The 14,543-nt window shown below is 66.8% G+C and carries 14 protein-coding genes; 11 read left to right on the forward strand and 3 right to left on the reverse strand.

Annotation, left to right across the window (positions count from 1 at the left end; genetic code table 11):
- Positions 1-20: 20 nt before the first annotated feature.
- Positions 21-2,720, forward strand: a complete 2,700-nt coding sequence (gene gyrA / locus H2052_RS03525; RefSeq protein WP_293778153.1) for a DNA gyrase subunit A — start codon at positions 21-23, stop codon at positions 2,718-2,720.
- The gene (locus H2052_RS03530; RefSeq protein WP_293778156.1) at positions 2,717-3,085 is read left to right on the forward strand and encodes a DUF952 domain-containing protein; all 369 of its coding nucleotides are present in this window, start codon (positions 2,717-2,719) and stop codon (positions 3,083-3,085) included. The genes gyrA and H2052_RS03530 overlap by 4 nt, the downstream gene beginning before the upstream one ends.
- Here the strand turns inward: H2052_RS03530 and H2052_RS03535 are convergent.
- Entirely contained in the window at positions 3,039-3,680 is a 642-nt protein-coding gene (locus H2052_RS03535; RefSeq protein WP_293778159.1) for a lysoplasmalogenase family protein, read from the reverse strand. The two genes, H2052_RS03530 and H2052_RS03535, sit on opposite strands and share 47 nt — an antisense overlap.
- A gap of 217 nt (positions 3,681-3,897) precedes the next feature.
- Between H2052_RS03535 and H2052_RS03540 the strand changes: the two genes are divergently transcribed.
- The 9 genes from H2052_RS03540 to H2052_RS03580 all read left to right on the forward strand — a co-directional run bounded on the left by H2052_RS03540 (position 3,898) and on the right by H2052_RS03580 (position 12,714).
- Positions 3,898-5,181 (forward strand): tetratricopeptide repeat protein, encoded by a 1,284-nt coding sequence (locus H2052_RS03540; RefSeq protein ID WP_293778162.1) that lies wholly within the window; start codon positions 3,898-3,900, stop codon positions 5,179-5,181.
- A 95-nt stretch (positions 5,182-5,276) separates the two neighbouring features.
- A complete protein-coding gene (gene modA / locus H2052_RS03545) occupies positions 5,277-6,044 on the forward strand; it encodes a molybdate ABC transporter substrate-binding protein (RefSeq protein WP_293778165.1) in 768 nt (255 codons plus the stop codon).
- Positions 6,044-6,733 (forward strand): molybdate ABC transporter permease subunit, encoded by a 690-nt coding sequence (gene modB, locus H2052_RS03550; protein WP_293778167.1) that lies wholly within the window; start codon positions 6,044-6,046, stop codon positions 6,731-6,733. Before modA ends, modB begins: the two co-directional genes overlap by 1 nt.
- Positions 6,723-7,340: an ATP-binding cassette domain-containing protein gene (locus tag H2052_RS03555; RefSeq protein ID WP_293778170.1), complete on the forward strand. Its 618-nt coding sequence runs from the start codon at positions 6,723-6,725 to the stop codon at positions 7,338-7,340. Before modB ends, H2052_RS03555 begins: the two co-directional genes overlap by 11 nt.
- A 64-nt stretch (positions 7,341-7,404) precedes the next feature.
- Positions 7,405-7,827, forward strand: a complete 423-nt coding sequence (locus H2052_RS03560) for a flagellar biosynthesis repressor FlbT (RefSeq protein ID WP_293778173.1) — start codon at positions 7,405-7,407, stop codon at positions 7,825-7,827.
- A gap of 93 nt (positions 7,828-7,920) precedes the next feature.
- Positions 7,921-9,465 (forward strand): M28 family peptidase, encoded by a 1,545-nt coding sequence (locus tag H2052_RS03565; RefSeq protein WP_293778176.1) that lies wholly within the window; start codon positions 7,921-7,923, stop codon positions 9,463-9,465.
- Positions 9,466-9,526: 61 nt separating this feature from the next.
- On the forward strand, positions 9,527-10,999 hold the full coding sequence (gene guaB, locus H2052_RS03570) for an IMP dehydrogenase (RefSeq protein WP_293778178.1): 1,473 nt from the start codon (positions 9,527-9,529) through the stop codon (positions 10,997-10,999).
- Positions 11,000-11,008: 9 nt separating this feature from the next.
- The gene (locus H2052_RS03575) at positions 11,009-12,175 is read left to right on the forward strand and encodes an RsmB/NOP family class I SAM-dependent RNA methyltransferase (RefSeq protein WP_293778181.1); all 1,167 of its coding nucleotides are present in this window, start codon (positions 11,009-11,011) and stop codon (positions 12,173-12,175) included.
- Between the two features lie 38 nt (positions 12,176-12,213).
- Positions 12,214-12,714 carry a tetratricopeptide repeat protein gene (locus H2052_RS03580; RefSeq protein WP_293778184.1) on the forward strand — a complete coding sequence of 167 codons (501 nt, stop codon included), beginning with the start codon at positions 12,214-12,216 and terminating at the stop codon, positions 12,712-12,714.
- On the opposite strand, the gene rsmA is transcribed toward H2052_RS03580, so the two are convergent.
- Entirely contained in the window at positions 12,707-13,558 is an 852-nt protein-coding gene (gene rsmA / locus H2052_RS03585) for a 16S rRNA (adenine(1518)-N(6)/adenine(1519)-N(6))-dimethyltransferase RsmA (RefSeq protein ID WP_293778186.1), read from the reverse strand. The genes H2052_RS03580 and rsmA overlap by 8 nt on opposite strands.
- A complete protein-coding gene (gene pdxA / locus H2052_RS03590; RefSeq protein ID WP_293778188.1) occupies positions 13,551-14,537 on the reverse strand; it encodes a 4-hydroxythreonine-4-phosphate dehydrogenase PdxA in 987 nt (328 codons plus the stop codon). Before pdxA ends, rsmA begins: the two co-directional genes overlap by 8 nt.
- Positions 14,538-14,543 lie beyond the last annotated feature (6 nt).

Below are 14,543 nucleotides of genomic sequence, written 5' to 3' on the forward strand. Positions count from 1 at the left end.
CAGAGCGTACAGGAAACCGAGTGGACGCCCCAGAGACCAGCGGCGCCGAGCCGTCCGATATCCGCCCCATCTCCATCGTCGAGGAGATGAAGACGAGCTATCTCGATTACGCGATGAGCGTGATCGTGTCGCGTGCGCTGCCTGACGTTCGCGATGGTCTGAAGCCTGTCCACCGCCGCATCCTCTACACGGCCTACGAAAACGGCTTCACCCACAACAAGGCGTATCGCAAGTCGGCCCGCATCGTCGGTGACGTGATGGGTAAATATCACCCTCACGGCGATAGCGCGATCTACGACGCCTTGGTCCGCATGGCGCAGGATTGGTCGATGCGCGTGCCGCTCATCGACGGTCAGGGCAACTTCGGCTCGATGGACCCGGATGCCGCCGCGGCGATGCGCTACACCGAATCGCGCCTCGCCAAGGTCACCGACGAGCTGCTGACCGATCTCGACAAGGATACCGTCGATTTCGTGCCGAACTACGACGGCTCGGAGAGCGAGCCGTCGGTGCTGCCGGCGCGCTTCCCGAACCTGCTCGTGAACGGCGCGGGCGGCATTGCGGTCGGCATGGCGACCAACATTCCGCCGCACAACCTCGGCGAGGTCGTGGCGGCGGCGGTGGCATTCATCGACAATCCGGCGATCACGGTCGAAGAGCTCATGGAGTTCGTGCCCGCGCCGGATTTCCCGACCGGCGCGATGGTGATGGGCAAGGGCGGGCTCCTCAGCGCCTACACCACCGGGCGCGGCTCGGTCATCATGCGCGCGCGCAGCGTCATCGAGGATCGGCGCGGTGATCGTCGTCAGATCGTGCTCACCGAAATTCCCTTCCAGGTCGGCAAGGCGGGCCTCGTCGAGAAAATCGCCGAGGCGGTCAAGGACAAGCGCATCGAGGGCGTGTCCGACATCCGCGACGAATCGAACCGCGAAGGCGTGCGCGTCGTCATCGAGTTGAAGCGCGACGCGACGCCCGAGGTGGTGCTGAACCAAGTCTACCGCTTCACGCCCGCGCAGACGAGCTTTGCCTTCAACATGCTGGCGATCCGCGGCGGCCGCCCGGAGCTCCTGAATCTGCGCGATATCATCGCGGCGTTCATCACCTTCCGCGAGGAAGTGATCACCCGCCGCGCGAAGTTCGAGCTGAACAAGGCGCGCGACCGCGCCCATATCCTGCTCGGCCTCGTCGTCGCCGTGTCGAATCTCGACGAGGTGGTGCGCATCATCCGCGGCAGTTCCAACCCGGCCGAAGCGCGCGAAACACTGATGGCGCGCGAATGGGCGATGGGCGAAATCCGCCCCTATCTTGAACTCGTCGAGGCCGTGGAGGGCGCCGTCTACGGCGACACGTACAAGATGAGCGAGACGCAGGTCCGCGCCATCCTCGACCTCCGCCTCCACCGCCTCACCCAGCTCGGCCGCGAAGAGATCGCCGCCGAACTCAAGGAACTCGCCGTCTCGATCGCCGAGCTGCTCGCCATCCTCGGCGACCGCGCGAAGCTCTACGCGGTGATGCGCGAGGAACTCGTCGCCGTCTCGGAAAGCTACGCGACGCCCCGGCGCACGGAAATCGTGCCCTACCTCGACGATATTGATGATGAAGACCTCATCGAGCGCGAAGAGATGGTCGTCACCGTCACGATGGGCGGCTACATCAAGCGCACGCCGCTCGATAGCTTCCGCGCGCAGCGTCGCGGCGGCAAGGGCCGCTCGGGCATGAACACGAAGGACGAGGACGCGATCACGAACCTGTTCGTGACGCTGACGCACACGCCCGTGCTGTTCTTCTCCACTGCGGGCAAGGTTTACCGCATGAAGGTGTGGAAGCTGCCCGAGGGTGCGCCGCAGGCGCGCGGCCGTGCGATGGCGAACCTGCTGCCGCTTGCCGACGGAGAGGTCATTTCCACCGTGCTGCCGCTCCCCGAGGACGAGGCGGAGTGGGGCAAGCTCCACGTGATGTTCGCGACCGCCAAGGGCACGGTGCGCCGCAATTCGATGGATGCGTTCACCAACGTGCCCTCGAACGGCAAGATCGCGATGCGCTTCGACGAGGGCTCGGATGACCGCCTGATCGGCGTCGCGCTGCTCACCGAGGACGACGATGTGCTGCTCGCCACGCGGCAGGGCAAGGCGATCCGCTTCGAATCGACCGCCGTGCGCGAGTTCCAGAGCCGCACCTCGACCGGCGTGCGCGGCATGACGCTGAAGGGCGATGACGAGGTGATCTCGCTCTCCATCCTGCGCGGCTTCGCGGCAACGCCCGATGAGCGCGAAGCGTACCTCCGCGCTGCGCCGTGGAAGGACAACGAGAACGAACCGACGCTGTCTCCCGAGCGCATGGCCGAGTTCGCCGCTGCCGAGGAGTTCATCCTCACCGTCTGTGCGAACGGCTACGGCAAGCGCACCTCCGCCTACGAGTATCGCCGCACGAATCGCGGCGGGCAGGGCATCGGTAACATCGACAATATCGCCCGCAACGGACCCGTCGTGGCGAGCTTCCCGGCGCACGACGGCGAGCAGCTCATGCTCGTCACCGATCAGGCGAAGATGATCCGCCTCGGCCTCGACACGCTCCGCGTCATCGGCCGCAACAGCGCCGGCGTGCGCCTGTTCAACGTCGCCGACAACGAACACGTCGTCTCCGCCGCCAAGATCGAAACCGACGGCGAGGAAGACGCCGAAGGCGCCGAGGAAGCAGAAGCCGCACCCACCGCGGAATGAGCCCCACCGCCTACAAGATCCTCACGCGCGGCGAGTGGGAAAGCCTGAACGCTGAAGGCACGTTCGCCGGCGCCCCCATTGATCTGGCGGACGGCTACATCCACCTGTCCGCGCCGGATCAGGTCGCGGAAACCGCCGCGAAGCACTTCGCGGGGCGAGACGATCTGGTGCTCGTCGAAGTCGATCTTGCGAAACTGCAAGGCGTGAAGTGGGAACCTTCACGCGGCGGGCAACTGTTTCCCCACGTCTACGGCCCGCTGCCGCTTTCCGCCGTACTGCGAACAGAAGCGCTGCAGGTGGGCGCGGATGGCAATATGCTTACCGCCCCCCCGTCCCCAGTCGTTGCCGAACCCCCACGAAAATGAGGATTTGCCCCGCCGTATAGAGCGGCCAGATGAAGAGCGCGGCTTGCTCCGGGGCCATGCGGCCGCCGAGGCGCGCGAAGATGAAGGCGTCGGAGACGAGGAACAGGATCGCGCCGATCCCGGTGCGATAGCGGGAAAAACGGCTCGTCCAAGCTGCGGCGGCCATCGCGCTCAGCAGGACGCTGTAGAACGCGATCCCCGCGTCCGCGGCCGGCCCCGCGATCAGATAGAGGAGCGGCGCGCAGAGCAGCAGCGCGACCGCTGCCCCGCGCTGGCTCATGGGCATCGGCCCGGCGCGCCGGTTGCGCAGGTAGAGCCAGATCGCGACGACGTGGCCGACAGCAAAAGCGACCGCGCCGACCATCAGGTCGAATTCGAGCAGCATGTCACCGAGCGCGCCGAAGGTCATGACGCCCGCAAGCAGCCACCCGTCGGTGCGGCGCGCGGCCATCGCGGCGGCAATGGCGAGGATCGTGACACACGCGCCTTTCAGCGCGACATGGAGAGCGAAGGGCAGCCCCGCGTTCATCGCGAGGAAGTAGGCAATCGCAGCGATTGCGGCGAGGCTTGCGGCAAGCGCGATGCGTTGAGCCATGGCAGGATCACCCCCGAGGATCGAGTCGTGCTATGGATTTAGCAGATTCTCGAACGCTTACACGCTTGAACGAGGTTCAAGCGCGGTTCACCATCGCTGTGCCATCCATGCATCGCATCAAGGCTTGACGCAGGCCGTCACGGGCGCGACATGCTGCGGCGGCATATTCGGCTTTTCCCGGCGATTTACGGGAACTTGCACTGGGGAGACTGGACGAATGAAGATGGTTTCACGCACGGCGCTCGGCTTCGCGCTTGCACTCGGCATTGCGAGCGGCGCCATGGTTGCGCCCGCGATCGCCAAGGAGAAGGACAAGAAGGAAGCTGCGCCCGAGCAGCGCAAGTTCAAGTTCTCCAAGAAGGCGCAGAAGGCGCTCGGCGAGGCGCAGACCGCGCAGCAGGCCGGCGACAACGACACCGCGCTCGTCAAGATCCGCGAAGCGGAAGCGCTCGCGGAAACGCCTGACGACAAGTACATGGCGAACGCGCTCAAGATCAACGTTGCGCTCGGCAAGCAGGACAACACGCTGCTTGCCGAAGGTCTGCAGGGTTCGATCGACAGCGGCAGCACCACGCCGGAGGAAAAGCTGAAGTTCCAGCGCAGCCTCGCCGCGCTCGCGGTGCAGAAGAACGACGTGCCAGGCGCCATCAAGGTCTATGAGGCGATGGCAGCTGAACATCCGAATGATGGCGACATCATTGTCGGCCTCGGCGAAATGTACAACCGCGCCGGCCGCACGCCGGAAGCTGTTGCCACGATCGACAAGGCGATCAAGGCGAAGCAGGCGGCGGGCCAGCAGGTCGAGGAAAGCTGGTACAAGCGCGCGCTCGCGCTCGCTTACGACGGCAAGCTCGCGAACCAGGTGCTTCCGGCGTCGCTCGCGCTCGTGCAGGCTTATCCGACGACCACGAACTGGCGCGATGTGCTGGTGATCTTCCGCGAAACGTCGGGTCTCGACGATCAGGGCAACCTCGATGTCATGCGCCTGATGCACGACACCAACGCGCTGACCGGCGAACGCGACTACTTCGAGTACGCCGAAACCGCCGACAAGCGTGGTCTCGCGGGTGAAGCCAAGAGCGTGATCGACGCGGGTATGACGAAGGGTGCGCTCTCCACGAGCAAGGCCTACGTAAAGGAGCTCGTGACCATCGTCACGCCGAAGGTGAAGAGCGACCGTGCCTCGCTGCCGGGCCTCGAAAAGGAATCGCGCGCCGACAAGACCGGCCGGCTGGCGAAGGCCACGGGTGACGGCTACCTCGGCTATGGCGAGAACGCCAAGGCAGTGGAGATGTACAAGCTTGCGCTGCAGAAGGGCGGCGTCGACGCTCCCGAAGTCAACACCCGCATCGGCATCGCGCTCGCCCGCAGCGGCGACAAGGCCGGCGCTGAAGCCGCCTTCAATAGCGTCCAGGGCGGCAAGCGTGCCGACATAGCGAAGTTCTGGCTCGCGCACCTCAGCAGCAAGGGTGCCACGCAGACGGCAGCTACCGTGAACTGATCCGCCTGCGGAGAGCTTGAAAAGGGCGGTGCCTCGGCGCCGCCCTTTTTGTTTGTGGCGGCGGTCAGCGCTATATAAGCTGGAATACAGCAAAAATGATCTACGCCCCCCGCACCGTCTTCCTTGTCTTGCTCGCCCTGCTCGGCGCCGACCCGGCGCGCGCGCAAAGCGCCGCGCCCGTCGTCCTCGCGGCGGCCTCGCTTCAGGAGGCGCTCAGCGAGGCGGCGGATGCCTGGGCGCGGCAGCGCCATCCGCGCCCCGTGCTCTCGTTCGCCGGATCCTCGGCGCTCGCGCGGCAGATCGAGGCGGGCGCCCCTGCCGATCTCTTCATCTCGGCCGATGAGGCATGGATGGACCGCCTTGAGCAGCGCAGCCTTCTGGCGCCCGGCAGCCGCCGTGTCATCGCAGGCAACCGGCTGGTGCTGATCGCGCCTTCGGATTCGCCCGTGAAACTCCGGATCGCGAAGGGCTTCCCGCTTGCCCGCGCGCTCGGTTCCGGGCGGCTCGCGATGGCCGATCCAGCCGCCGTGCCCGCCGGGCGCTACGCTCGCGCCGCGCTCGAAGCGCTCGGCGTCTGGGCGGCGGTCGAGCCGCGCGTGGTGCGATCCGAGAACGTGCGCGCCACGCTCGCGCTCGTCGAGCGCGGGGAGGCGCCGCTCGGCATCGTCTACGCCACGGACGCCGCCGCCTCGCGCAAGGTCCGCGTGGTCGGCGTGTTTCCGGCATCGAGTCATCCGCCGATCCGCTACCCAGCCGCGCGGCTGAGGACGGCGAAGGCGAAGGATGCTCCGGCTTTCCTCGCGTTCCTTGGCTCGCGTCAGGCCCGGGTCATTTTCGCTCGGCACGGTTTTTCAGCGCCCTGATGCTTTCGCCCGCCGAGCTTGAGATCCTGCTGCTGACGCTCAAGGTCGGCATCACGGCCGTGCTGGTCACGCTGCCCGTAGCCTTTACGTTCGCGTGGCTGCTCGCCCGCGCGAGCTTCCCGGGCAAGGTGCTGCTTGATGGCCTCGTGCACCTGCCGCTCGTGCTGCCTCCCGTCGTCACCGGCTGGCTTCTGCTCCTCGCGTTCGGGCGCAACGGCCCGGTCGGCGCTTGGCTGGAAGGCTGGTTCGGGATGACGGTGATGTTCCGCTGGACGGGCGCGGCCATCGCCGCTGCGGTGATGGCGCTGCCGCTGATGGTGCGGGCACTGAGGCTCTCCATCGAAAACGTCGATCGCGGCCTCGAAAGCGCCGCGCGCACGCTCGGCGCGAGTCCGTCGCGCGTATTCTTATCGGTCACGCTGCCGCTGTCCCTCCCGGGCGTCCTTGTCGCCTCGGTGCTCGGCTTTGCGCGCTCGATCGGGGAGTTCGGCGCCACGATCACCTTCGTGTCGAACGTGCCGGGCCAGACGCAAACCCTGCCGCTCGCGATCTACAGCGCGCTCCAGCTTCCGGGCGGGGAGGGGCAGGTGCTGCGCCTTGCCGCGATCGCCATCGTGTTGTCGCTCGCGGCGCTCGTCATCTCCGAAATCCTGGCGCGCCGTGCCGCACGGGGGCGCCATGTCCTTTGATGTCGATGTCACACGCCGCGTTGGCGAGACGCAGGTATCCGCCTGCTTTTCGGGAAGCGGCCTCGTCGTGCTCTTCGGCCCGTCGGGCGCGGGCAAGACGTCGGTGCTCAACATGGTGGCCGGCCTGCTCGCGCCCGAGCGGGGCCATGTCCGCATCGGCGCAGAGACGCTCTTCGACGCCGCGGCCATCAATGTCCCGCCGGAGCGCCGCCGGCTGGGCTATGTGTTTCAGGAGTCCCGGCTTTTCCCGCACCTGCGGGTTCGCGAGAACCTGCTCTACGGCCACCGCCTCGCCCGGCCCGAGCACCGCTGGATGGACTACGACGATACGGTTCGGTTGCTCGATATCGCGCATCTGCTGGATAGGTGGCCAAAGGGGCTTTCGGGCGGCGAAGCGCGCCGCGTCGCCATCGGCCGCGCCCTGCTGTCGGGACCGCGCGCGTTGCTGCTGGATGAACCGCTGTCGTTCCTCGATCGCGCCCGCCGTGAGGAGGTGCTCCACGTCGTCGAACGCATCCGCGACACGCTGAAGCTGCCCATCCTTTACGTCACGCACGATGAGCGAGAGGTGGAGCGGCTGGCGACGCAAATCATAGAGATCGGCTGACGCCGTTAAGAAGTTCTTTCCAATATGAAAGTATTGTGCGGCTGATTTTCAGGGGGAATTGGTCGTGGCATTCAGACTGTCGCTCGATCCGGGCGAAAAATTCGCCATCAACGGCGCCGTCATTGTCAATGGTGATCGGCACGCGGTGCTGACGGTGGATAATCAGGCCGGGGTGCTTCGCGACAGCGATGTCATCCGCGAGGATGAAGCCCGCACGCCGGCGACCCGCCTGTATTTCGTCTGTATGCTCTCCTATCTCGATGCCGACGCGGCGGACAGCCACTATCCGCGTTTCAGCGAGCACATGGATGCATTCATGGACGTGGTCGAAAACCCGCGCGTGCGCCTCATCTGCGCGCAGGTCAGCCTCGCGATGATGAACCGCGAATACTACCGCGCGCTCACGGGATGCCGCGAACTCATCGCGTATGAAACGCTGATCCTCGGTGACATCGACGCCGAGCGGCGGCTGCAAAGCCGGGCGTAACACGCCGGCGTCCGTCGACGCCCATCATGCGGTCATGGAAAGCGTGCCGGCGAAGGCTTGGCAGGCAGGGGCGCGGCCTCTAGCGTCGCCGCCATGTCCATATCCCGATTTCCCTTTCCGATGCCGGCCCTTCTGTTGCTCGCAGCGTGCGCGACCGGCGCACGCGATGTGCCCGCCGTTACGCCCGAGGGCATAGCCGCGCACGTCACGGAACTCGCGTCAGACGCCTATGAAGGCCGCGCGCCGGGAACGGCGGGTGAGGTGAAGACGCTCGCCTACATCGAAACGGCGTTTCGTGGCGCCGGGCTGCAGCCGGTTTCGAAGAGAAGCTATCGTTCCCCCGTGCCCTTGCTGAAATCCGAGGCGACTGCCGGCAGCATCGCGGTCGGCTCCGTGATCGTGGAAAACGGCGAAACGGCGGTGGTCCGCGCGCCGGTGACGCAGGCGAGCGCCGCTGCGAAGGGTGATATCGTGTTCGCCGGTTATGGCATCGTGCTTCCCGAACTGGGACGCGACGACTTCGGGGGGCTCGACTTCAAGGGCAAGATCGCGCTGGTTTTTGCGGGCCTCCCCGATGGGACCGTCGAACCGTCGGAAGCCATGCGCCTGCAATCTGCGCGCGCCGCAAAGCTGGAGAACGCTGTGCGTTCCGGCGCGGCCGGAGCCATTCTCGTTTATGATGCACCGCCCGAGGACGAAACCTGGCGGCGCGCGCGCATCGTTGCGGGCCGGGCAGAGATGCAGATCGATGCTCCGACCGTGGCGCAGAATCCCCTTTATGCCGTCGTTGGCCGTGAAGCCGGAAGCGCTTTGGCGCGGGGCCTTGGAACGGACCTCGCGGCGCTGAAAGCCGAAGCAGCAGCGATGAACTTCAAGCCGAGAACGCTCGGCTCCGGCGCGCTTTCCGCCGAAAATCGGGTCACGCGCTTTACCTCATACAATCTGGCCGGCGTGCTTCGCGGCCGCAAGCACCCGAATGAATACATCGTCTATCTCGCCCACTGGGATCACCTCGGCCACTGCGGAACCGGCGCTGACACGATCTGCAACGGCGCGGTCGATAATGCGAGCGGCGTCGGCGGCCTCATCGAACTTGCGGAAGCCTTCGCCAAGGGCAGGCGCCCCGAGCGCTCCGTTCTGTTCCTCGCCACGACCGCCGAGGAAAGCGGGCTGCTCGGCGGCAAGCACTTCGCCGCGTCAGGCCCCATAGACGCAGCGCATATGGTCGCCGCGTTCGGCCTCGATACCATCGCCGCGAACGGCCCTTCCGAGGATGTCATCGTGCTGGGGCAAGGGCTCACCAGCCTCGACGCGCGGCTGGCCGATACCGCGAAAGTGCAGGGCCGCCGGATCATGGCGATGCCCGATGTCCAGAGTTTCTATGCGCGCTCGGACCATTTCGCCTTCGCCGAAGTGGGCGTGCCTGCGGTTATCGCGACGGGCGTTTTCGCGGGCAAGGCGTTCGGCGACTACATGGGCAACCACTATCACCAGCCCACGGACGCGGTGACGCTGCCCATCGATTATCGCGGCGCGGCGGCCGACATGAACCTCCTGCTCGGCGTCGGCCAGGGACTTGCGAACAGCCGCGAATGGCCCACATGGACGAAATCGTCGCCATATCAGCGGCGACCGTAGCAATTCCCGGGAACCGGTGGCATAAGCCCGCCACCTCAAAATCGGCAACAAGGAAAACGGCATGGACATCCGGCTCGGACTCACTTTCGATGATGTCCTGCTGGTGCCCGGCGAGTCCGAAGTGCTGCCGAGCGAAACCGATCTCTCGACGCGCGTGACGCGCGAAATATCCCTGAATATTCCGATACTTTCCTCGGCCATGGACACGGTGACCGAGGCCGACATGGCAATCGTCATGGCGCAGGTCGGCGGGCTTGGCGTGCTTCATCGCAACCTCACGATCGAGGAGCAGGCGCAGGCCGTTCGTCAGGTGAAGCGCTTCGAATCGGGCATGGTGGTGAATCCGGTCACGATGCACGCGGACGAAACCCTCGGGGAGGCGCTCGACCTCATGAAGCGTCACCGGATCAGCGGCATCCCGGTTGTCGAGCGCAGCCCGAGCGGCCAGCCCGGCAAGCTCATCGGTATCGTCACCAACCGCGACGTGCGCTTCGCCGAGCATCCCGAGCAGCCGATCAGCGAACTGATGACGAAGGACAACCTCGCCACGGTGCGCCCCGGCGTGACGCATGAAGAGGCGCGGAGGCTGCTTCACCAGCGCCGCATCGAGAAGCTGCTCGTGGTGGACGACGCCTATCGCTGCATCGGCCTCATCACCGTGAAGGACATCGAGAAGGCCGTGACCTTCCCGACGGCCACCAAGGATGCCGCGGGCCGCCTTCGTGTCGCGGCTGCGACGACCACAGGCGATGCCGGTTTCGAGCGCACCGAGGCGCTGATCGACGCCGAATGCGATCTCATCGTGGTCGATACGGCGCACGGCCACTCGGTGCGCGTCGCCGAGGCGGTGAGCCGCATCCGCAAGCTTTCGAACACCGTCCAGATCATCGCGGGCAACGTCGCGACGGCGGAAGCCACGCGCGCCCTCATCGATGCGGGCGCGGACGGCATCAAGGTCGGCATCGGGCCGGGCTCGATCTGCACCACGCGCGTCGTCGCGGGCGTTGGCGTGCCGCAGTTCACCGCGATTCAGGATGCCGCCGAGGAAGCCATGAAGTCGGGCGTTCCGGTGATCGCGGACGGCGGCCTGCGCACGTCGGGCGACATCGCCAAGGCGATCGCGGGCGGCGCCTCCGCCGTCATGGTCGGCTCGCTGCTGGCAGGCACGCAGGAAGCGCCGGGCGAGACGTTCCTCTACCAGGGCCGCAGCTACAAGGCGTATCGCGGCATGGGCTCGGTCGCGGCGATGGCGCGCGGTTCGGCGGACCGCTATTTCCAGCAGGACATCAAGGACCAGATGAAGCTGGTGCCCGAGGGCATCGAGGGGCAGGTGCCCTACAAGGGTCCCGCGAAGGACATCATCCACCAGCTCGCGGGCGGCCTCAAGGCGGCGATGGGCTACACGGGCGCGCGCACGATCGCGGATCTGCAGAAGCGTGCGCGCTTCGTGCGGATCACCAACGCGGGCCTGCGCGAAAGCCACGTCCACGACGTCACGATCACGCGCGAGGCGCCCAATTATCCGACGCGCTAGGGCACGCCAGTGACGCCCGCCGCGCGCGTCGAAGCGGCGATCGTGCTGCTCGATGAGATCATCGACGCCGCTGCGGGCGGCGGCGCTGCGGCGGACACGCTCATCCAGCGCTATTTCAAGACACGGCGCTACGCGGGCTCGAAGGACCGCCGCGCCGTCCGCGATCTCGTCTATCGCGTCATCCGCGCGCTCGGTGAACGCCCGGAAAGCGGCCGCGCCGCGATGGTCGGTTATGCGCGCGCCGAAGACCCAGAGCTGCTTTCGCATTTCGGCACCGACCCGCACGGTCCCGCGGCTCTCGCTCAGGATGATCCCACCGCCGCGCCGGGTTTGGCGCCCGAATGGCTCACCGCGAAGTTCGCCGCGGAATATGCCGATGCCGAAAGTCTGCTTGCGGTGCTCGCCGAGCGCGCGCCGCTCGACCTGCGCGTCAACCGTCTGAAAACAACACGCGACGCCGTGTTGCCGCTCATTCCGGGCGCCGTGCCGACTACGCGTGCGCAAGACGGCCTTCGCCTCGTGGATGCGCTCAATGTCGAAGATCTGCCCGCCTACAACGACGGCCGCGTCGAGGTGCAGGACGAAGGCAGCCAGCTCATCGCCGCCGCCTGCCGCGCGCAGCCGGGCATGACAGTCGTCGATCTCTGCGCGGGCGCAGGCGGCAAGACGCTCGCGCTGGCGGCGGACATGGAAAACCGTGGGCGCCTTATCGCCTGCGACACCGATCGTTCACGGCTTTCGCGCCTTGCCCCCCGCGCGGCGCGCGCAGGCGCCGCGAACATCGAAACGCGACTTCTCGATCCGGGCCGCGAAGCCGAAGCGCTCGGCGATCTCCTGGGCGCCGCCGACGTGGTGCTGATCGATGCGCCATGCAGCGGCACGGGCACGTGGCGGCGCAATCCGGAGGCGCGCTGGCGTCTCACCCCGCAGCGGCTCGCGCGGCTCACGGCGCTGCAGGCCCATCTCGCCGATCTTGGCGCGCGCCTGCTGAAGCCGGGGGGCAGGCTGGTCTATGCCGTGTGCTCGCTGCTTCCCGAGGAGGGGCGGCTCCAGGCAGAGGCCCTGAGCACGGGGCATCCTGACCTGGCCCTGGATGTCGGCGGCGCGCAAATTCTGCGCCCGGATCGCGACGAAACCGATGGTTTCTTCATCGCAGGTTATGAAAAGTCGTGCTAAAGCGAGCCTCTGGGGGAGTGACGTTGAGGGAAGTGTTCATGCAGTCCAGGATCATGCTCGCCGGAATCGCTGTCGCCATCGCCACGGCGTCGAGCGTTGCCTATTGCAAGACGGCGGAGCCGAGTATCGCGCCGCTTTCGATGCAGCTGACACGCAGCGGTGAAACGCTCCTCAATGGGCACAAGGCGCAGGCCGCGATCGATCAGTTCGAAACCGCGCTCGCCGTCGATCCCCGCAACACGCGCGCCTACATCGGTATCGCGCGCTCTTACGAGATGCTCGGACTTCCCGGCCGCGCCGTGAAATTCTACCGCGAAGCGCTCGCCATCGATCCCAACGACCTCACCGCGCTCTCGGAGCAGGGCGAGGCCTATATGGCGCGCGGTGCGGTTGCGCTCGCGAAGGACAATCTGGCGCGCATCCGAAAGCTCTGCCAAAGCGAATGCCAGAATGCGGTGACACTCGCGGCGGCCATCGAAAAGGGGCCTCCGGCGACGGTAACGGCCGCCGCCGAGAAGCCTGCGCCGAAGATCAATTAAGCGTAGCCCAGCAGCGCGCCAGCGCGACGAATTCACCGACAGTCAGGGTTTCCGCGCGCCGCGCGCCGTCGATGCCGCTTGCGGCAAGCGCATCGAGCCCGCCCGGTAGCGCCTTGAGGCTTGCGCGCAGCATCTTGCGACGCTGACCGAACGCCGCCGCCGTCACGCGCTCCACGGCCTTCACCGGCACGCCCTCCGGCGCCTCGGACGGCACGATGTGCACCACTGCCGAATCCACTTTCGGCGGCGGGATGAACGCGCGCGGCGGCAGCGACAGCGCGATGCGCGGCCGCGAACGCCACTGCGCGAGGACCGAAAGGCGCCCGTAGGCGTCCGTATCCGGCGCCGCGACGATGCGCTCGGCGACCTCCTTCTGGAACATCAGGCTGAGGCTCAGCCACCACGGCGGCCACGGATCGGCGGTAAGCCAGCGGATGAGAAGTGCGGTGCCGACGTTGTAGGGTAGGTTCGCGACGATATGCGCCGGGCCGCCGAGCACGTCCGGCTCGTCGATCCGCATGGCGTCGTTTTCGATAACGGTGAGACGCCCCGCTGCGGCCTCGCCGAGTTCGTCAAGCGCGGGAAGGCAGCGGCGGTCCATCTCCACGGCCGTCACCTCGGCGCCCGCGCGGAGCAGCGCTCGTGTCAGACCGCCGGGTCCGGGCCCAACCTCGTAAACGCGCGCGCCCGAAAGCGGCCCCGGAACCCGCGCGATCTTGTCGAGGAGGTTGGAATCGAACAGAAAATTTTGTCCGAACGCCTTTTTCGCCGAGAGGCCGTGCCGCGCGATGACCTCGCGCAGCGGCGGCAGCGCGGCAAGGCCGGGCGGCAGCGTGTCAGTCAATCGCGCGGTGCACCGCGCACGCGTGCGCGGTTTTGATGGCAGCCGCCATCGCGCGGTGGCTCGCGATCCCCTTGCCGGCAATGTCGAACGCTGTGCCGTGGTCGGGCGCGGTGCGGACGATCGGCAGACCGAGCGTCAGGTTCACACCCTCGTCGAAATGGAGCGTCTTGAGCGGCACGAGCGCCTGGTCGTGATACATGCAGAGTGCGGCGTCATAGGTCTTGCGGGCGTGCTCATGAAACATCGCGTCGGCGGAAAGCGGCCCGAACGCGTCGATGCCCTCCGCCTGCAATTCCGCGATCGCGGGGGCGATCACGTCGATCTCCTCGCGTCCCAGAAGCCCGCTTTCGCCAGCATGAGGATTGAGGCCGGCAACCGCGATACGCGGGTTCTGAATGCCGAAATTCCGGGTCAATCCTTTCGCGGCTGCGCGTCCGCGGCTAACGATAAGGTCGGTGGTCAACCGCTGTGGCACGTCGGCGAGCGCAACGTGGATGGTGACAGGCACGGTGCGCAGCGTCGGGCCGACGAGCATCATCGCAAGATTCGCCGCGAACACGCCGCAGCGCTCACCCACGAATTCCGTTTGCCCCGGATGCGTAAAGCCGATCGCCTGAAGCTGCGCCTTCGAAACCGGCCCCGTCGCCAGCGCACCCGCTGCGCCGCTGCGGGTGAGGCCGGTGGCGATCTCGAGCGCATCAAGCGCGCAGCGCGCACCGATCAGCGTCGGCTTGCCGGGTTCCACCACCTCGCTGTCGGCCACTTCGATGAGCGGCAGCGCGTCGCAGCAGGTGCCGACGTCGTCGGGGTGCTCGATCTGGCAGACCGGGCCTTTCCACACGCCGGCCAGCGAATCGCGGTTGCCCACGCCGAAAAAGGGCGGAAGCCCGAGCGCTTCGCGTTGTTCCCAGCACCGCCCGATGATTTCCGGGCCGATCCCCGCGGGGTCGCCGAGCGTAACGGCAATCGGTGGAATCATCGCGCC

Source organism: Sphingosinicella sp., assembly GCF_013911755.1.
Taxonomy (GTDB): domain Bacteria; phylum Pseudomonadota; class Alphaproteobacteria; order Sphingomonadales; family Sphingomonadaceae; genus Sphingosinicella.

Bases quoted from the DNA above. Each gene is read 5' to 3' on its own strand.
- H2052_RS03530 (WP_293778156.1), top strand. From the start codon at position 2,717: ATGAGCCCCACCGCCTACAAGATCCTCACGCGCGGCGAGTGGGAAAGC.
- H2052_RS03535 (WP_293778159.1), bottom strand. From the start codon at position 3,680: ATGGCTCAACGCATCGCGCTTGCCGCAAGCCTCGCCGCAATCGCTGCG.
- H2052_RS03540 (WP_293778162.1), top strand. From the start codon at position 3,898: ATGAAGATGGTTTCACGCACGGCGCTCGGCTTCGCGCTTGCACTCGGC.
- modA (WP_293778165.1), top strand. From the start codon at position 5,277: ATGATCTACGCCCCCCGCACCGTCTTCCTTGTCTTGCTCGCCCTGCTC.
- modB (WP_293778167.1), top strand. From the start codon at position 6,044: ATGCTTTCGCCCGCCGAGCTTGAGATCCTGCTGCTGACGCTCAAGGTC.
- H2052_RS03555 (WP_293778170.1), top strand. From the start codon at position 6,723: ATGTCCTTTGATGTCGATGTCACACGCCGCGTTGGCGAGACGCAGGTA.
- H2052_RS03565 (WP_293778176.1), top strand. From the start codon at position 7,921: ATGTCCATATCCCGATTTCCCTTTCCGATGCCGGCCCTTCTGTTGCTC.
- guaB (WP_293778178.1), top strand. From the start codon at position 9,527: ATGGACATCCGGCTCGGACTCACTTTCGATGATGTCCTGCTGGTGCCC.
- H2052_RS03580 (WP_293778184.1), top strand. From the start codon at position 12,214: ATGCAGTCCAGGATCATGCTCGCCGGAATCGCTGTCGCCATCGCCACG.
- pdxA (WP_293778188.1), bottom strand. From the start codon at position 14,537: ATGATTCCACCGATTGCCGTTACGCTCGGCGACCCCGCGGGGATCGGC.